Source organism: Dechloromonas sp. CZR5, from assembly GCF_008711155.1.
In the GTDB taxonomy this organism is placed as follows: Bacteria; Pseudomonadota; Gammaproteobacteria; order Burkholderiales; family Rhodocyclaceae; genus Azonexus.
In genome coordinates this window covers 221,409-239,707 of record NZ_VUYQ01000005.1, presented here as the reverse complement: position 1 = coordinate 239,707, position 18,299 = coordinate 221,409, and the positions used below count along the sequence as shown (strand labels likewise).

Sequence of the window (18,299 nt, the reverse complement as noted above, 5' to 3'; positions counted from 1 at the left end):
TGCTGACAAGTTCACTGTACCGGGCACGCCATTCGACTTCAGTGAAAAAATTCACCCATTTGCTGACAAGTTGAAAAACCATGGATCGGGCGTGACATTCGCCACACGGCGCGGCGTAGCGAATGGGCGCCGCGGCTCACTCCTGGAGCGACCTGACCACCCGTTTGATTTCCTGGCTGTCCGGGTGAGGCAAGATCGAAAACCCCAGGCTGGTCATCAGGCGCAGCATCTTCTGGTTATCGGCGAGCACATCGCCAACCATGGAACGATAGGATCTTTCGCGGGCGCAATCGATCAAGGCCCCCATCAGGCGCCGCCCCAGACCGCTGCGCTGCCAGCCATCGTCGACCACCAGTGCGAACTCGACCGACTCGCCGTCGGCCGTCAGCGTATAGCGGGCGCTGCCCACCTGCTGCTCGGCCCCGTCCGCTCTGACCAGCGCGATCAGCGCCATTTCCCGGTCGTAGTCGACCTGGGTAAAACGATTGACCAAGCTGGGCGGCAACTCGCGCAGGTTTTCCATGAACCGGAAATAGCGCGACTCGGGACTCAGGCGATTGAAGAAATCGAGGGTCAGCCCCGCATCCTCCGGACGGATCGGCCGTACCGTCACCGTCTGCCCGTCGCGCATCGACCACGTTCTTTCGAGGTAGGCCGGATACGGATGGATCGCCATGTGCGCATAGCGCGCCTTGCCGGTGCCGAGGGTGTGGTCGATCACCATGCGCGCCGCGCCTACCGTCACGCCGTTGTCGTCGACGATCAGCGGATCGATCGACAATTCGCGCACCCACGGCAAGTCGCACACCAGGCTCGAGACGCTCAACAAGGCATTCTCCAGCGCCACCTCGTTCACCGGCGGCAGCTGGCGGTATTCGCCCAGCGTCCGCGAGACACGGGTCGATTCGATCAGTTTGCGCACGAGAAAACGGTTCAGGGGCGGCAGTGCAACGGCGCGATCCTGGAAGACCTCCATCTGCTCGCCCCCCGCCCCGAAGCCGATCACCGGGCCGAAAACCGGATCGCGGAAGACGCTGAGCGTCAATTTGCGGGCATGCGGGCGACTGCGATCGGGTTCGATGGCCACGCCATCGATGGGCAAACCCGGAGCCGCCTTGCCGGCCATCTCGACGAGATCCTGATACGCCAGGCGAACCGACTCGAGACTGTTCAGGTTGTGTCGGGTGGTCAGCACCGTGCTGCCAAGATCGTGGTCGTGAAAATCGACCCGCATGTTCACCGGCATACCCACCTGCTCGGCCAGAAACATCGCCTCCTTGGCCGAGTGGGCCACGACGGCCGCTTGCACATCCAGACCGTAAGTCCGCAACAGGGAACGCACCTCGACCCCGGACGGGATGCGCCGATGTTCGCCGAGCAGGGCATCCATCAGCAGGCGACCGTTATTGCCGCCCGGGCCGTCGACGCCATGATCCGGCGCCGGCGTCTGCAACAGCAGTTTCTGGTTGTCGTAGTACTGCGAAATGCTGTGGAACAGCTCGATCACGGTCTCCGGCGTCCGGAAAATCGGAACCCCGGCCTCTTCAAGAATCTTGCGCGCCTCGACAATGAGCTCGCCCCCCATGAAGCAACAGCAGAGCGGCATCCGCTGGCTGGCGACCAGGGCGGCGATTCCCCGGGCGACGACGGAGGGTTGCGCCATCGCCAACGGCGAAAGAATGACCAGGATGGCATCGACGCCTTCATCCCGGCACACGGCTTCAATGCTTTGCAGGTAACGCTCCGGCGTGGCATCCCCGCCCAGATCCACCGGATTGACCCCGCGCCAGTCGGAAGGCAGGACCCGCCGCAATGCCGCCACCGTATCGCCGGACAGCCCGGCCGTGGGTACGCCGAAGGCACGCGCCGAATCCGCCGCCATGGCCGCCGGCCCGGTGCCGTTGCTGATCACCGCCAGCCGCTTGCCGCGTGGGCGGAAACCGCCGGCCAGAGCCCTTGCCGCATGGAACAGCTGGCTGATGCCGCTGACCCGGATGGCCCCGGCCCGGCGTACCGCCGCATCGAAGACCGCATCCTCCATGCTCGCCGCCTCGGGTCCGCCCGCGTCGGACAATCCGGAAACCACCCGATCGCTCGACTTGAAAAGGATCACCGGTTTGACCCGCGCCGCCGAACGCAGGCCGCTGAGAAAGCGCCGCGCATTCCCGATTTTCTCGACATGCAGCAGGATGTAACGCGTCTGTTCGTCATGGACGAGGTAATCCAGCACCTCGCCGAAATCGACATCCTGCGTATTGCCCAAGGCCACAACCGACGACACGCCGATCCGGTTCATCGTTGCCCAGTCGAGCACGGCAGCGCACATGGCTCCCGATTGGGTGACCAAAGCCAGCTCGCCGACCAAGGGCTGCGTTTCGGTAAAGGTCGCGTTCAGCGACAGCGACGGACGAAGGAGCCCCAACGACTTGGGGCCGAGAATCCGCACGCCGTGATGGCGGGCGGCCTCCCGGATACGCCGCTCGGCCGTCTGGCTCCCGGCGCCGGACGGATTGGTCACGATGGTCACATAGCGAATGCCCGCCTTGCCGCATTGCTCGATCAACTGCGGAATGGTTCTCGGCGCCGTCGTCACGATGGCCAGGTCGACCGGTACGCCGATCTGCTCGACCGATGCCAGGCAGGGCTGCCCAAGAACCTGCGGGTACTTGGGATTCACCGCCCAGAGCTTGCCCTTATAGCCGCCGCCCAGAATATTGCGGAAGATCACCTGGCCGATGGCGCCTTCCTTCTCCGAGGCACCGATCACCGCCACCGACAGCGGTTCCAGCAAAGGTTTGAGGTAATGGGTGTTCTGCATGAACGGCACGGCTCCGGAAAATGTCTGCCGTTACGATACCATTAATACAAAATTATTTTGAATTTTGTATCGCTTGGCATCCTTGCTGCCGTGTCGTATCGCCTAGCCCAGCCCAACAATGCCGGCTAGGGCTTTTCCCGGAGCTGCGCCTCCGCCCACAAGGCCCGCGCAAAAGCCTTCCAGACCGGCCCTCCGTGGCTTTCGAACCCCTGACCGGCACTTTTGGCCATGGTGGCGAGCATGATGCCGGCCAGTCCGAACAGATCGACTTTCGCCTGCAGGCGGTAATCCGTCGGATCGGCCGCCGCGATCTTCACATCGTCGGCAAGGTGATCGAAGGCCTCCCGGGCCAGCGCCCGCACTTCCGCCTCGTTGTCCCAGTCGATCCCCAAGGCAATACCCTTGCGCACGATTTCCGACTCGATTTCGGCCGTCTCCCGTGCATAGTTTTCAAAGCCGCTCATCGCTTGCCTCCCATGCCAATCCGGGATAATTCATCGCCAGTCGCGCCGGTCGTGGTCGCGATGCTCACGACGCTCTTCCCAATGGCCGCCCTGCATGCGCCAGTGGTCGCCATCACGCTCCCAGCGATGGGGAACCCAGCCATATCCGGCACGCGGCGCTTCCCAATGGCCGGGCACCCACTCGTGGCGGCCACCCACCCAGTTCCAGAAACCGCCGATCCATATTTGCCCGACAACCGGCGGTGGCCCGATGTACTCGACGCGCGGCGGCGGCGGCGCCACCATGACCGGCTCGCGATAATAGACGGTACGCCCCGGCGGGGTCGGCGCCACGACGCAGCCGGACAACACGAGGGCCAACAACAGCGCGGAACTGGCTAGCTTTGCTTTCATGATCGCTCTCTGACAAATCGACGGTATTCGTTCAACGTCGTTTATACCGCGTGCGCTGACGATCATGGGACGGTTTTACCAATTGTTGCAAAGAGCGGTCGGCAGCCGGCCGCATCGTTCCGCCGCGACAAGAAAGCCATCCTGCCGAACATCAGATGTCGTCCGCCAGGCATCCCGGCACACGACCTGCCGAGCAAACCGTGCTTTCAGATTTGCAGCAACTTCCGAATGAATTCCTCGACCTTGGCCGGCCGAACCGGCTTCAGGAAATACCCTTTGGCACCGCCGGTCACGGCCTCCGCAACGACCTGCCGGCTCGCGTTGCCCGTCACCATGACGACCCGCGTCCGCGGGCTGGCCGCCCCGATGTGCGGCAAGGCCTCGAGGCCGCTCATGCCCGGCATGTCGACATCCAGGCAAACCAGCGCCGGCCGAAAGCGCCGGACCAACTCGATAGCATCCTTGCCACTCGTGGCCATGCCGACCACCTTGACCCCCATGCCCTCGAGAATACCCTTGAGCACCAGCCGGATCGAACCGCTGTCGTCGACCACCACCGCCGTCCGGGACACCACGGCAGCGCCCGGGGCCGCCGGCTTTTCCTGCGCCTTCGTTTCCGCCTTTGCCGCCGCCGGAACCGCCGCCTGTGCGACCTCGGGTTCCGCTGCCGCACGCGCCGCGATCGCGCGCACCTTGGCAATTTCATTCAACTCGTTGATCACCTGGGCGCTCTCGAAAGGCTTGCGGATGAACCCGGCCGCCCCCAGGTCGGCAGCATGCCCCTTCAACTCCGGCTCATCGGAACCGGTAATCACCACCACCGCTACCTGATTGGCGGCATGATCCATCTCGACCAGCAACTCGAAACCGTTTCTCCCCGGCAACTCGTAATCCAGGCAGACAACATCCGGGCGAAACCCTCTGACGAAATCGAGCAGCCCTTCACCATCGGCAAACTCGGCAACAACCTCGTGCCCCTCGCCTTCACAGATCGCACGCAACACCTTGCGTATCGCCTCGCTGTCATCAACGATCACTACCTTCACTTCACCATGCTCCACGTGAGTGCCGCCTATCAAAGCGGCGAAAGCTCGCAGGCGCCAGCATGAAACCGGCCCTCATCCACAGGTTACCTACCCGCCCCTCCAGCTTTTCCCGGCCGTCGGCGCCCCGCACCTCGGCACTCTACAACAAGCGCCCCTTCTGGAAAACCATTCGGCATAGCCTGCCTCGCAAGCGTTGCGAGCGCGATTGCGTTGATCGTCCCACATCGGATCGGACCGCCCATCCACTCCCCCCTCCCGCTCTTCATGGCGCGAACTGCACAAAAACAAAGGCCCGGTAAGCACCGGGCCTTTGTGTTTGAATCTCCGAAATTCGGCCAATCCGGCTGTTCAGCTCGCTGACAATTTCTGACAGCAATACATCATATACCTGCTGTTTGATCAACAGGAGCAGGAAACGGTCGCTTTCATATAAAAACAATTCACATTAAATCAATTAGATAGCGACAACTATATTTCCTCAAAATCGTTTCGAGTGGTCTGCAAATCCAATACCGATTACGAAAGATGCCGGACCTTCACAGGTTTGTCGAAGAGATCCGAAATCGCGGAATTTTGTGAAATCGATTCAATTTTCTGGTCATGGAGTGGTTTAAGAAGATGGTTTAGTTTCCGTTCGTGATCTTTGAGAAGTGGAAGCTTGCCAAAATTCTTGTTGCTGCTCCGCTCAATCTTGATGGCCAATGAAATTGCGAGTGGAAGTTTCTCGACCCCGTAGGTCTTGACCAAATACTCGAACCCACTTCCGTCATTGAGCTCGGCTGCAAAGCATGCAGCAAAAAATAAGGCCAGATGCCTGATTGGGTCTGGTAATACTTCCTGATCGATTTTCAGCAAAGTCCCCGTGATTGCTTTGCGGAAGAACTCATATTCGTAGCAATTGCGGACTAGGCGCTGAAAGAACCACAACAGGTGCATTTCGGAGAGTTCTGCCAAGCGTGTTTGGGTTTTCCCATGCTTGGCCTGATCAAACAGGTAAGCTGCATCAATGAACAACTTGTAAAGATTTTCCTCAACTACGCTGTATCTAGTCTGGTAACCGGCGAGGAAATAGTCTGGCATAACCAGTATTTTGAGCCAAAGACCAACTTCGCTCTGTGGGATGACACTCAGCAGCTCGTTCAGATGTTCTTCACAATCGCCAAGCAGGCCTGTCTGAAAGAACTGAATATTAATCCAGTATGGTTCGAATGCGCGCTCCGCAGGCAAAAGGCGGTGACGTTTGTATCCCGAGAGTGCGTGCAGATATTCACCGAAAGAGCGGTGTCGGAAAGAGAGAATGCCACTCTCCGGATCAATAGCAAACAACCCGCTTTTTTCGAAAACACGCTCAAGTAATGTATCGAGGTTAGTGTCGGTATTACGCTCCCTATGCCAATCGGTTATCCGCTGTCGAGCCTCGTCCGCGGAGATGTAGATCAACTGGTTACCGATAATGTAGTCGGCAAGGTCCAAACAGACCCGTTCTGCATCACGATATTCCTTTTCGGTGCACCCGCCCTTGGAAATGTCCCAGCGCCCCAGTAGGTTCTCGACAGATTTAGAGTAGAGCTCTGTGAGATTGGATGGAAGATCATTTGAGTTTTGAGCGATCAGACGAGAAAGAAGCGCTGCCGCAATCGGGCTGTGTGGCAATTGTTTGAACAGGTCAGATCGTTGGAGGTCCTCGAATAGCCTCTTGGGGACTGAAAGCTTTTCGCAGGCTTTAGTAATGAATTCAACCAATTTGCCCATGCTGAGTTGCCGGAGCAGGAAGCGGCGCGCCCCTGCGTAGATGGTTACCTCTTCGTCAATTTTTTTCAGCGGACGGGAAGTAAATAGAATTCTGAAGTTTTCAGTTGTCTTTGCTTCGTCAGCAAGTCTAGCCAGGAGCTGGTCCCATTTTGGGCAACGACCAATTACTTCATCAACCCCATCAATAACGAACAATACGGTCACACCTTTCAATTCATTAAAATCAAAGAATTTGCGGGTGGCGTAAGAAAGCTGCTCAGCAAGTGAGCGGCCAGAATCGACCATTTCTCTAAATGTAGCAAAGACAGGTAGGACAGGATTATGTTTGTACCGGTCCGGTGCGCAGAAATGGGTTACGATGGATCGGGCCGTCTTGGACTTACCGAAGCCCATTTCACCTTCCAAGAAATTCACCTTGCTATAGATAATTTCTTCTAGGATATTGACCAGCCTGTGCTTACTCGCGCGTTTGTTTCGTGAGGCGTAGCGGATTTTCTCGATCTCTTGAATTTCGGGAGCGATATAAAAGTCGTCACAGCCTAAGCCGCTGACGACACTGCACTCCCTGTCTGTCTGGGTGATTCGGCTGGATAAATCATGCAGATATGCCCCAACCTCAGATTTGATCTCGTGCCAGAAATAAGGAGCATGCTGGTCGACCAATTCAGTGAGCTTTTCGCCATCAATAAACTCAATCCGTTGCCCGCTGAACTTGTGGTTGATTTTCTCTTGTGCCTGTTGACTAATACTTGCTGTATTAACTACCCAAACCTCAGACAGGCGGGCATGATCCTTACCGCCACGAATCGTGCGCGGCATCTGGCATTCTTCAACTTGCCTGAAAACATCATCCGCATTGCTCAGTATCTTGCCCTTCTTTGCAATGATTCCAATCTCGTGAGTCCTCCCCAACGCAGGGTCCCGACGAGTTAACACGAAATCTGCGCCTTTCTCGTGCGGTCCATGTGTGTATTCGACTTCTTCAATCCCTTCCATTTGCCGAAAGGTGTCATGCAATAGTCGATGCAGGATGTTTACTTCGTCGTCGATTGCCTCAATAAGCTTTGTTTTTGCTTTGAAATCCATGGCGGAATGTACAGAAAGGGCTATGCCCGGTGAGAGGGAAAGCCCTAAGTATAGGCCAGAGGTGACGGCCTTTGATTTATTCCGATGACCTATCAGCATTCGTCTGTTGTAGACATGGGAGCAAGGAATTTGATTGATCCCTCAAATCGTAAATCGAACTACATCAGATACCACGAGCCATCAGATGGTTCAATGTGCGACCGAAATCCTCGACTGCCCTCCTGTCCAATCATGAGTCTCATCAGGGCAGCGTGAGCATGCCGAATGATTGCGATGATGTTCAGCGAAATAATCAGGTGAATGACAGGTACCTGATGCATTGCTGCCGGAAGTTACCAGCGAGCTGAACGGCCGCTTTTGCCGAAAAACGAAATCCAAAAAGCAGAAAGGCCCGGCAATTGCCGGGCCTTTCTTAAATCAACTGTCCGACCAACTATAGTCTCGCCAGACAGCCTTTATCGTTTCCAATCACCTTACCAGTTAGGCTCACGCTCCGGTGTCGCGGTGATCTTGTGGATGCTGAGGTCAGCCCCCTGGTATTCCTCTTCCTGATCCAGGCGCAGCCCCAGCATGGCCTTCAGGGAGCCATAGACGATGGCGCCGCCGACTAGGGCAACGACAATGGCCAGGACGGTCATGATCAGTTGCGGCATGAAGGCGATGCCGCCCGCGCCGCCGAAAGCCTTGGTGCCGAAGATACCGGCCGCGATACCGCCCCAGGCACCACAGAGACCGTGCAAGGGCCAGACGCCGAGGACGTCGTCGATCTTCCAGCGGTTTTGGGTCAGCGTGAACATCACCACGAACAGGCCGCCAGCCACACCGCCGACAACCAGCGCCCCGATCGGGTGCATGAGGTCGGAACCGGCACAGACCGCCACCAGGCCGGCGAGCGGGCCGTTGTGCAGGAAGCCCGGGTCGTTCTTGCCCGCCAGCAGGGCCACCAGGGTGCCGCCGACCATGGCCATCAGCGAGTTGAGGGCGACAAGGCCGGAGATCTTGTCCAGCGTCTGGGCGCTCATCACGTTGAAGCCGAACCAGCCAACGGTCAGAATCCAGGCGCCGAGCGCCAGGAAGGGGATCGAAGACGGCGGGTGCGCGGAGATGCGGCCATCCTTGCTGTAGCGGCCATAGCGCGCACCAAGCAGGAGCACGGCCGGCAGGGCGATCCAGCCGCCCATGGCATGCACGACCACCGAACCGGCAAAGTCATGGAATTCTTCGCCAAAGGTCGCCTTCAACCAGGCCTGGACACCGAAAGCCTGATTCCAGGCAATCCCCTCGAAGAACGGATAGACGAAGCCGACCAGCATGAAGGTGGCGATCAACTGCGGATGGAATTTCGCGCGCTCGGCAATGCCGCCGGAGATGATGGCGGGAATGGCGGCGGCAAAGGTCAGCAGGAAGAAGAACTTGGTCAGCTCGAACCCGTTCTTGTCCATCAGGGTTTCGACGCCGGAGAAGAAATTGACGCCGTAGGCGATGCTGTAGCCGACGAAGAAGTAGGCAATAGTCGACACGCCGAAGTCGCTCAGGATCTTGACCAACGCGTTGACCTGATTCTTCTTGCGCACCGTGCCCACCTCGAGAAAGGCGAAACCCGCGTGCATGGCGAGCACCATGATGGCGCCGAGCAGGATGAACAACACGTTACTACCGGATTGATATGCTTCCATGAAACCCCCAAGGCAATGATGGCGAACGGAAAAGCAAGCACCATTCCAGTGCGCAAAAAATGTTACAAATCAGTGCGTTACCAAAGTCATTTGCGCACAATTTGCACCATGTTGGTGCAAATTATTGCCCATCCGCTCGTTATCGGTGCGCCCACGCCTCATTTCGGAGCAAGCTCGGCCGGCAAGAGCACCCACATGCGACCGCTCTGTTTCATGCGACCGGCTTGTTCGCCGGCCTCCTTGCCGAAACCCCAGAAAAAGTCGGCGCGCACCGCGCCCTTGATGGCGCCGCCGGTGTCCTGAGCCATGACCAGCCGGTTCATCGGCTGTGCGGAATTCGGCCGGGTCGTCGCCAGGAAAACCGGCGAACCGAGCGCAATGGAGCGCGGATCGATGGCGATGCTGCGTTCGGCGGTCAAGGGCACGCCCAGGGCGCCGATCGGTCCGTCGTTGCTGTTCGGCACCTCGCGAAAGAACACATAGCTGGGGTTGGCGTTGAGCAGCCCTTCCAGGCGTGCCGGATTGGCCCGCGCCCAAGCCTGGATGCCCTGCATCGATGCCTCTTCCAGCTTCAGTTCGCCGCGCTCGATCAGGACCCTGCCGATCGATTGATAGGGATGCCCGTTCTGGTCGGCGTAGTTCAAGCGCACCATGCTGCCGTCGGCCAGCTGGACGCGCCCCGAACCTTGTACCTGCAGGAAGAAGAGTTCCACTGCATCGTCGACGTAGAGCAAGGTCTTGCCCGGCAATTTGTCGCCCTTGGCCGATATTTCGGCACGCGACCAGTAAGGGACGACCTTGTTGCCTTCGATACGGCCGCGTACCCGCTTGTCCTTCAATTCGGGGAAGACGGCCGACAGATCGATGGTGAGCAAGTCGTCGGGAACGCCACGGACCGCTTGCTCGTAGCCCTTGATACGGTTGCGACTGCCGCGCAACAGCGGCTCATAGTAGCCGGTGACCATTCCGTTGGCCCCGTCGCCATTGGCAACGGCGTAGGGCTTCAGGTGCTGCTCGAAGAAGCGGCGGGGCTGGAAGCCCGGTTTGCCATCAGCCGCCCGGGCCAGATCGCAGACCCGTTTCCACCCGGGCCCGTGCGGCTTGCTCGTCATGCCGCGACAGCTTTGCAGGAACGGAGGCCAGGCGGCGGCGACATCGTCTTCCGCCCAGCCCGGCAGATCGCTCCAGGCGGCAGCGGTCAGGGTCCGGCTAAACGGCGCAGGCGTGGCAACCGGAGGGGGTGGCACGGCCGGGCAGGCAGCGCACGTCGGACAAGGGGGGCAGACGAGCAGCGCCGGTGCCGGCGTCGGTGGGGTGCTCGAACACGCAGCCAGGAGCGCCAAAATTAAAGTGGCGGCCGTTTGGATTTTTCGCATGGGTTTCGCTAGAGTTCTCGGTTTGCTGCGAAGTATACCTGCCACCATGACCGAATCCCCGAATCTGGAACGCCTGCTCGCCCGCGCCGAGGCCGTGCTCGGGCGCCTCGAAGCCACACTGCCCCTGCCGCCGGCCGCTCCGGACTGGGGATCCGCCGTCGCCTTCCGCTGGCGCAAGAGCCAGCATCGCGGCTGGTTGCAGGCCGTCCGCCACCCGCACCCGATCCGCCTGGACGACCTGGAAACGATCGACGACCAGAAGGAGCGCATCGTCGCCAACACCCGTCAGTTCGTCGCCGGCCGCAGCGCCAACAATGTCCTGCTCACCGGCTCGCGCGGCTCGGGCAAGTCGTCGCTGGTCAAGGCCGTGCTCAACGAGTTTTCATCCCGGGGACTTCGTCTGATCGAGGTGGACAAGGAGGACCTGATCGACCTGTCCGACATCCTCGACCTGCTCGATGGCCGGCCGGAGAAATTCATCATCTTCTGCGACGACCTGTCGTTCGAGGCCGGCGAAACGTCCTACAAGGCACTGAAGTCGGTTCTCGACGGCTCCATCGCCGCGCCGCCGGACAACGTGCTCATCTACGCCACCTCGAACCGGCGCCACCTGATGCCCGAGTATTTCTCGGAAAATCTCGAAACCCATACGGTGAACGACGAAATCCGCCCCGGCGACACGACCGAGGAAAAGGTGTCGCTGTCCGACCGTTTCGGCCTGTGGATTTCCTTCTACCCGTTCAGCCAGGATGACTACCTCGCTGTCTTCCAGCACTGGGCACGCGAACTGGGGGTCGCCCCGGAGGTCATCGCCGCCAGCGAGCGCGAGGCACTGAACTGGTCGCTCGGCCGGGGTTCGCGCTCGGGCCGCGTCGCCTGGCAGTTTGCCAAGGATCTTGCCGGCCGCCAGAAACCCGCACGGAAGAAAAACAAGTGAGCCCCATCGTCGAAGTCGCCGCTGCCGTCATGCTGCGTGCCGACGGCCGCGAATTCCTGCTGGCGCAACGCCCGGAAGGCAAGGTTTACGCCGGTTACTGGGAATTTCCCGGCGGCAAGGTCGAGCCCGGCGAAACGGTGCGTCAGGCACTGATCCGCGAATTGCAGGAAGAACTGGGCATCACCGTGACCGCCTGTTCGCCGTGGCTGACCCGCGTCTTCACCTACCCGCACGCCACCGTCCGGCTCAATTTCTGGCGCGTCACGGCCTGGGACGGCGAGATCGGCATCACGGCACCACTCGAGCATTCGGCCGTCGACTGGCTGCCTGTCGGCCGGCCGGCTAGCGTCGCCCCCATCCTGCCGGCCAACGACCCCATCCTCAAAGCCCTTTCCCTGCCGACGACGATGGCCATCACGATGGCCGAAATCGAGGGCACGGAACGCCAGCTCGAGCGACTGGAAGAAGCGCTGATCGCCGGCCTGCGCCTGATCCAGGTCAGGGACAAGGGCTGGCCACCGGCGCAACGCCTGTGGTTTGCCGAAACCGTGTGCCGCCTGGCACGCAGCCATGGCGCGCTGGTCGTGATCAATGACGATGAAGACATCGCACGCCGCGTCGGCGCCGACGGGGTGCATCTGTCGGCTGCCCGACTGGCCGTGGCAAGCGGGCGGCCGGATTTCGCCTGGGTCGGCGCCTCCTGCCATACGGCGGAAGAAATCGCCCGCGCCGGCGAGCTCGGCCTCGACTACGCCCTGCTCGGCCCGGTTCTGCCGACACCGACCCACCCCGAAGCCAACGGCATTGGCTGGGCCGGGCTCGGTCGCCTGCTGGCCGGCAACACCCTGCCGGTCTTTGCCCTGGGCGGCATGCAGCCGGACATGCTGCTCCGTGCGCAGGAAAACGGCGCGCACGGCATCGCCTTGATGCGTGGATGGTGACAGTCGGGAGCGGTCGGCATCGGCCTGCTGCAGGCCGTGCTGCCAATCAGCGGGCGGGCGTATCCGGGAATTCGAGGTCGGCCCCCCCCGCCTCGTCGTCGCCGGCCTTGTTTGCGATGCGGTAGGAGTCGCTGGCCCAGCAGCCGAGATCGATCTGCTTGCAGCGCTCGGAACAGAACGGACGCCAGGGGTTTTCCGGCGCCCAGAGCGCGTCGTCACCGCATTGCGGACAGCGAACCTTGCGAACGGCCATCAGAGATTGCAGAAGGTAAGGTCGAAGGCGACATCGCGCTCGCAGCCCCGGGCCTTGATTTCGCCGGCCGGCGGCTTGGTGAAGCGGATGTTCAGGAAATACTTGTTGGCACTGACTTCGGGAATGGCCTGCTCGTCGGCTGCAACGGAGATACGCACCATCTGGGCAGCCGATCCGCCCAGGTTGAGCTGGAACTGGCCGAGCGCCGCAGTGTAATTCTTCGGGCGGCCGCTGGAGCGCAGCAGGCGCAGCACGATGGCTGCCGCATCGCGCAGCGGGAGCATCGGCTTGGTCCAGGCTTCCAGCGCATCGCGCCGCATGTCGAGCGGACGATGCAGCCACCAGTGGTAGGACGGCAAGTCGAATTCGCAGACCCCACCGGGAATCACGGCGCGGCTCTTGATGCTCATCAGCCAGTCGTTCTCGCGCAGGTACTGGCCGATCTTGCCGTGCATGGCAAGCAAGGCCGCCGAGGACTGCTCGATTTCGTAGAGCGCGCCGGACAGCGCTTCTTCGGAAATATCGGGGTTGTTGCGGAAGGCGAGCAGCGTCTGGCGCTGGCGCTCGAGTTCCTGGATCAGGTCCATCTTCAGGTCGGCACGCCCGGCGACTTCGAGAATCTCGAACAGCGAAACCAGGGCCGCGTGGTGCTCCAGGGCTCCCTCTTCCTGCGTGAAGTACGCGGTTTTCTCGAACAAATCCTCGAGACGCAGCAAGGTGCGGATGCGCTCGTTGAACGGATATTCGTAGGTGATCACGCGAAGGATGGCCAGAAAAGAGGGAAATTTTGTTTATTCTGAGCCATTTGCACTCAAATCTCAACAGCCTGCTTTAACTTTTTCGGCGGAAAGTAAGAGATATTTTTGATGCAGCTCGGCCACTTGCCGGACAAGCTTGTCGTGCCCCTCGTCATTCAGCACCACGTCGTCCGCCACCGCAAGCCGTTGCGGACGCGTCGCCTGCGCCGCCATGATCGCCAGCACCTCCTCGCGTGCCATGCCATTGCGCGCCATGACGCGGTCCACCTGGAGGCTCTCGGGGCAATCGACAACGACAATCCTGTCGCAACGCTCGCGATAGCTCCCGGACTCGACGAGCAGGGGGACGGCCAGTACGGCATAGGGCGAACTGGCAGCCTGGCAACGTTCCGCCGACAGCGTTCGGATCAGCGGATGCAGAATCGCCTCGAGCCGCCCCCGCGCGGAAGGATCGGAGAAGACGCAACGCCGCATCGCCACGCGATCGAGAGCACCGGTGCCGGTGGCGATATCCGCCCCGAATTCGGCGATCAAGGCCGGCATCGCGGCGCCGTCGGGCGCCGTCAGTTCATGCGCAATGGCATCGGTATCGACCAGCTGCGCGCCGTGCGCAACGAACAGGTCGGCCACCGTAGTCTTGCCGCTGCCGATCCCGCCCGTCAGGCCGACGATGTAGCCGCTCACTTGCAGGCCAGCGCGTCGGTCTTCTGCACGGCATCGGCCACCGCCGCGATGACCGCCGCTTTCTGGGCAGCCGGCCCGCGCACCTGCAGGGCGACGACGGTTTCCTTGCTCGGACGCGGCCCGAAAACCGCCGAGCGGACGCCCTTGGCCTTCAGCTCGGCCAGCCGGTCGGCAGCACCCTTCTCGGCACTGAAGATGCCGAGCGAAATGGCGTGCCGGCTGGGGCCTTCCTGCACGACAAAAAAGTCGGAGACCCCCAGGTCGCGCAATTCCCCGGCTTTCTTGTCGGCCTCGGCCTTGCCCGGCAGCGAGGGAATATAGACCCACCAGCCATTGCCTTCGGCAGCCATTGCCTTGCGGCTCAGCTTGAATTCGGCAAAACGCTTGCCCATCATCGCCGCCACCTTGTCGGCTTCGGCCGGGGTCAATTGTCGCCAGGCCACGCAGACGGGAGCCCCCACCTTTTCCACAACGGCTTCCTTCGAGGCCTCCGTCTGGTTCTCGGGTTCTGGCGCGGCCTCCGGCTTGGCCGCCTCGCCCTCGTGAACGGGTGCCGGTGCCGGCTCCTGCTTCGGCTGGGCCGGCGCAGCAGGTGCTTCGCCACGGGAAACGATGCGCAGGCGCTCCGGCACGATCTGTTGTCCGACCCTGTCGGCATCCGGATTGTCCGGATGCCCCAGATAGCCGACACTAAAAGCGTAGAACAGCAGGTTGCCGAGAACGAGCAGGAAAACCAGAACCTTCACGGACTCAGCCCACCTTCGGCAAATGCTTCAACGATTCGGCGATGGCTTCCTGCGGGTATTCGTAGTCCTCCAGCTGGCCGGAGAAATACTTGTCGTAGGAAGCCATGTCGAAGTGGCCGTGGCCGGTCAGGCAGAAGAGGATGGTCTTCGCCTCGCCGGTCGCCTTGCAGCGCAGGGCTTCGTCGATGGCAGCGCGGATCGCGTGGCAGGATTCCGGGGCCGGGATGATGCCTTCGGCGCGGGCGAACTGGACGCCGGCCTCGAAGGTCGCCACCTGCGGCACGGCCACCGCTTCCAGCAGTTTTTCGTGGAAGAGCTGCGAGACCAGCGGCGAATCGCCGTGGTAGCGCAGGCCGCCGGCGTGGATGCCAGGCGGCATGAAGTCGTGGCCGAGGGTGTACATCTTCATGATCGGCGTATAGCCGGAAGCATCGCCGTAGTCGTAGGTGTAGGCGCCCTTGGTCAGCGTCGGGCAGGAGGTCGGCTCGACCGCGACGCAGCGCAGGTTGGCGGCGCGCTTGTCGCCGGCCGCCTTGTCGGCCAGGAAGGGGAAGGCGATGCCGCCGAAGCTGGAGCCGCCGCCGCAGGGGCCGAAGATCACGTCCGGGTAGAGGCCGATCTTGTCGAACTGCTTTTTGGCTTCCAGGCCGATCACCGTCTGGTGCAGCAGCACGTGGTTGAGCACGGAACCGAGGGTGTAGCAGGTATTCGGATCGGCTGCCGCTTCCTCGACCGCCTCCGAAATGGCCAGGCCGAGCGAGCCCTGGCAATCCGGGTCGGCGGCCAGCGCGGCGCGGCCGGCGTTGGTCAGGTTGGTCGGCGAGGCGAACACCTCGGCGCCCCAGGTCTGCATCATCGAGCGGCGGAACGGCTTCTGGCCGTAGCTGACCTTGACCATGTAAACACGCACCGGCAGGCCGAACATCTGGCCGGCGTAGGCAATCGACGAGCCCCACTGGCCGGCGCCGGTCTCGGTGGTCAGCTTCTGGGTACCGGCCAGCTTGTTGTAGTAGGCCTGCGGCACGGCGGAGTTCGGCTTGTGCGAGCCGGCCGGCGAAACGCCTTCGTACTTGAAGAAAATCTTCGCCGGCGTGCCCAGCATCTGCTCCAGGCGCAAGGCGCGGCAGAGCGGTGCCGGACGCCATTGGGCGTAGATCTGGCGCACGTCCTCGGGAATCGGAATCCAGCGCTCGGCGCTCATTTCCTGCTCGAGGATCGGATCAGGGAAGATCGCCCCCATCGCTTCCGGCGGCACCGGGTTGCCATCCGGGCCGAGCGGCGGGGCCGGCGGATTGGTCATGTCGGCAACGACGTTGTACCAATGGGTGGGGATGTCGTCGTGATCAAGATTGATGCGAAGCGGCGTCATGCTGGTCTCTCTCCCTGCTGCTCGATATTTTTAGAAAAGCGCTAAATTACTCCAAAAGGGCGCCAATCCCAAGCCGACAGCATGTCCCCAGCCATGCTTCCGGGGCGAACTTGCCGGTTCAATTCAGCGCTTGCCGACGAGTACGGTTAAAGTATGGCCTGCCTATCGTTTCTCCCTCGCATGAAGTCCCTTCCTTTGCTTGAGCTCTCCCCCCATCCGGCCATCGCCAGCCCCCCGTTTGGCCCGGTGCGCTCATCGGCCCGGCTGGATGCCGACGGGGCGCTGCTTCTCGATTACCTCATCGCCGCCCCTGCCGGCGTCTTGCGGGTGCCGTCCCCGGCAGTCCCCGCCTTCACCGACGGGCTCTGGCAGCACACCTGCTGCGAAGCGTTTGTCGCCGCGGCAGGCGGCAAGGCGTATCGCGAGTTCAACCTCTCGCCCTCCGGGGCTTGGGCAATCTACGACTTCAGCGACTACCGGCAACGGATCGACACACCGCCCCCCGCCATCGTCCCGCAGATAAGCTGCGAGGCGAGTGTCCGGGGACTGGCATTGCGAAGCAGGCTGCCCGCCGCCCTGCTGCCGCCGGCCGACACCTGGCAGGTCGGCCTGACGGTCGTCCTCGAATCCGTCGCCGGCGACAAATCCTGGTGGGCACTCGCGCATACGGCCGACCGCCCCGATTTTCATCCGCTCGCCAGCTTCACGCTAACCCTGACCCGCCACGCCTCATGACCCAAGCCATCCAATTCGGCATCGACCGACTCATCGCCGACCCCGACCTGCGCCGCCCCCTTGCCGGCCGCCGTATCGCCCTGCTCGCCCATCCGGCCTCCGTCACCGCCGATCTGACGCACAGCCTGGATGCACTGGCGGCCCTGCCCGACCTGAAGCTCAGCGCAGCCTTCGGCCCGCAGCACGGAATCAAGGGCGACAAGCAGGACAACATGGTCGAATCGCCCGATTTCATCGATCCGCAATTCGGTATTCCGATCTTCAGCCTGTACGGCGAGGTTCGCCGGCCGACTGCCGCGATGATGGACAGCTTCGACGTGCTGCTGGTCGACTTGCAGGATCTCGGTTGTCGCATCTACACCTTCATCACCACGCTGCGCTACGTGCTCGAAGCAGCGGCCGAACACGGCAAGAGCGTCTGGGTACTCGACCGCCCGAACCCGGCCGGCCGGCCGGTCGAGGGCCTCACCCTGCGCGCCGGCTGGGAGAGTTTCGTCGGGGCCGGGCCGATGCCGATGCGCCACGGTCTGACCATGGGCGAACTCGGCGACTGGTTCATCCGGGAACTGGGCCTGACTGTCGACTACCGCGTCATCGCGATGCAGGGTTGGCAACCGGATGCCGCGCCCGGCCACGGCTGGCCGCTCGGCGCACGCACCTGGATCAACCCCAGCCCCAACGCCCCCAACCTGTGGATGGCACGTGCCTATGCCGGCACCGTGCTGCTCGAGGGCACGACGCTGAGCGAAGGACGCGGCACGACGCGACCATTGGAGATTTTCGGCGCACCGGACATCGACGCCCGTGCGGTCATCGCCGACATGCAGGCGCGTGCACCGCACTGGTTGGCCGGTTGCAAGCTGCGCGAAATCTGGTTCGAGCCGACCTTCCACAAGCATGCCGGCAAACTCAACCATGGCGTGCAGATTCACTGCGAAGGCCCCTACTACGACCATGCCGCGTTCAAGCCCTGGCGCATCCAGGCGCTCGCCTTCAAGGCCATCCGCCACCTCTACCCGGACTATCCGCTGTGGCGCGATTTCGGCTACGAATACGAATTCGACCGTCTGGCCATCGACCTGATCAACGGCTCCCCGCTGCTGCGCCAATGGGTCGACGATACGGCGGCGGACACTCACGACCTGGAGCGCCTGGCCGCTGCCGACGAAGCCGACTGGTGCGCGGTACGCGAGGCTCATCTGCGCTATCGCACGGATTTCGCATCGCAATAGTCACCAAAGCATCAATTGTTGCTAATATGACAT

Annotated in this window: 16 protein-coding genes; 4 read left to right on the top strand and 12 right to left on the bottom strand. The window is 61.6% G+C overall.

The annotated features are described in order from the left end of the window. Nucleotides 1-136: 136 nt before the first annotated feature. The 7 genes from F1002_RS14875 to F1002_RS14845 all read right to left on the bottom strand — a co-directional run bounded on the left by F1002_RS14875 (nt 137) and on the right by F1002_RS14845 (nt 10,611). Nucleotides 137-2,818 (bottom strand): GNAT family N-acetyltransferase, encoded by a 2,682-nt coding sequence (locus tag F1002_RS14875; RefSeq protein ID WP_150429831.1) that lies wholly within the window; start codon nt 2,816-2,818, stop codon nt 137-139. A gap of 125 nt (nt 2,819-2,943) precedes the next feature. Further along, on the bottom strand, nt 2,944-3,282 hold the full coding sequence (locus tag F1002_RS14870; RefSeq protein ID WP_150429830.1) for a hypothetical protein: 339 nt from the start codon (nt 3,280-3,282) through the stop codon (nt 2,944-2,946). A 30-nt stretch (nt 3,283-3,312) separates the two neighbouring features. After that, on the bottom strand, nt 3,313-3,675 hold the full coding sequence (locus tag F1002_RS14865; protein WP_223879623.1) for a hypothetical protein: 363 nt from the start codon (nt 3,673-3,675) through the stop codon (nt 3,313-3,315). Between the two features lie 206 nt (nt 3,676-3,881). Beyond that, entirely contained in the window at nt 3,882-4,721 is an 840-nt protein-coding gene (locus F1002_RS14860) for a response regulator (RefSeq protein WP_150429828.1), read from the bottom strand. Nucleotides 4,722-5,237: 516 nt separating this feature from the next. Beyond that, nucleotides 5,238-7,559, bottom strand: a complete 2,322-nt coding sequence (locus tag F1002_RS14855; protein ID WP_191090422.1) for a restriction endonuclease — start codon at nt 7,557-7,559, stop codon at nt 5,238-5,240. A 473-nt stretch (nt 7,560-8,032) separates the two neighbouring features. Then, entirely contained in the window at nt 8,033-9,235 is a 1,203-nt protein-coding gene (locus F1002_RS14850; protein ID WP_150429826.1) for an ammonium transporter, read from the bottom strand. 158 nt (nt 9,236-9,393) lie between these two features. Then, nucleotides 9,394-10,611 (bottom strand): murein transglycosylase A, encoded by a 1,218-nt coding sequence (locus tag F1002_RS14845; RefSeq protein ID WP_150429825.1) that lies wholly within the window; start codon nt 10,609-10,611, stop codon nt 9,394-9,396. 46 nt (nt 10,612-10,657) lie between these two features. Here F1002_RS14845 and F1002_RS14840 point away from each other — a divergent pair, with 46 nt between their 5' ends. Together F1002_RS14840 and F1002_RS14835 are read left to right on the top strand one after the other, a co-directional pair. Then, nucleotides 10,658-11,548, top strand: a complete 891-nt coding sequence (locus F1002_RS14840; RefSeq protein WP_150429824.1) for an ATP-binding protein — start codon at nt 10,658-10,660, stop codon at nt 11,546-11,548. Further along, complete coding sequence (locus tag F1002_RS14835; protein WP_150429823.1) at nt 11,545-12,489, top strand: Nudix family hydrolase; 945 nt, start codon at nt 11,545-11,547, stop codon at nt 12,487-12,489. Before F1002_RS14840 ends, F1002_RS14835 begins: the two co-directional genes overlap by 4 nt. Nucleotides 12,490-12,535: 46 nt before the next feature. Here F1002_RS14835 and F1002_RS14830 read toward each other — a convergent pair whose 3' ends face one another. From F1002_RS14830 to F1002_RS14810, 5 genes are read right to left on the bottom strand one after another with little or no spacing between them, the layout of a single operon-like run. Continuing rightward, nucleotides 12,536-12,742 carry a DNA gyrase inhibitor YacG gene (locus F1002_RS14830; RefSeq protein ID WP_150429822.1) on the bottom strand — a complete coding sequence of 69 codons (207 nt, stop codon included), beginning with the start codon at nt 12,740-12,742 and terminating at the stop codon, nt 12,536-12,538. Beyond that, entirely contained in the window at nt 12,742-13,500 is a 759-nt protein-coding gene (zapD, locus tag F1002_RS14825; RefSeq protein ID WP_150429821.1) for a cell division protein ZapD, read from the bottom strand. The genes F1002_RS14830 and zapD overlap by 1 nt, the downstream gene beginning before the upstream one ends. Before the next feature lie 60 nt (nt 13,501-13,560). Beyond that, entirely contained in the window at nt 13,561-14,184 is a 624-nt protein-coding gene (gene coaE, locus F1002_RS14820; protein WP_150429820.1) for a dephospho-CoA kinase, read from the bottom strand. Further along, complete coding sequence (locus tag F1002_RS14815) at nt 14,181-14,930, bottom strand: SPOR domain-containing protein (RefSeq protein ID WP_150429819.1); 750 nt, start codon at nt 14,928-14,930, stop codon at nt 14,181-14,183. The genes coaE and F1002_RS14815 overlap by 4 nt, the downstream gene beginning before the upstream one ends. Nucleotides 14,931-14,934: 4 nt before the next feature. Then, nucleotides 14,935-16,299, bottom strand: coding sequence for a TrpB-like pyridoxal phosphate-dependent enzyme (locus tag F1002_RS14810; RefSeq protein WP_150429818.1), 1,365 nt, complete (start codon nt 16,297-16,299; stop codon nt 14,935-14,937). 180 nt (nt 16,300-16,479) lie between these two features. Between F1002_RS14810 and F1002_RS14805 the strand changes: the two genes are divergently transcribed. Both F1002_RS14805 and F1002_RS14800 read left to right on the top strand, forming a co-directional pair. Then, the gene (locus tag F1002_RS14805) at nt 16,480-17,034 is read left to right on the top strand and encodes a DOMON-like domain-containing protein (RefSeq protein ID WP_150429817.1); all 555 of its coding nucleotides are present in this window, start codon (nt 16,480-16,482) and stop codon (nt 17,032-17,034) included. After that, nucleotides 17,031-18,266, top strand: a complete 1,236-nt coding sequence (locus F1002_RS14800; protein ID WP_150429816.1) for an exo-beta-N-acetylmuramidase NamZ domain-containing protein — start codon at nt 17,031-17,033, stop codon at nt 18,264-18,266. The genes F1002_RS14805 and F1002_RS14800 overlap by 4 nt, the downstream gene beginning before the upstream one ends. The last annotated feature ends 33 nt before the right edge of the window (nt 18,267-18,299 follow it).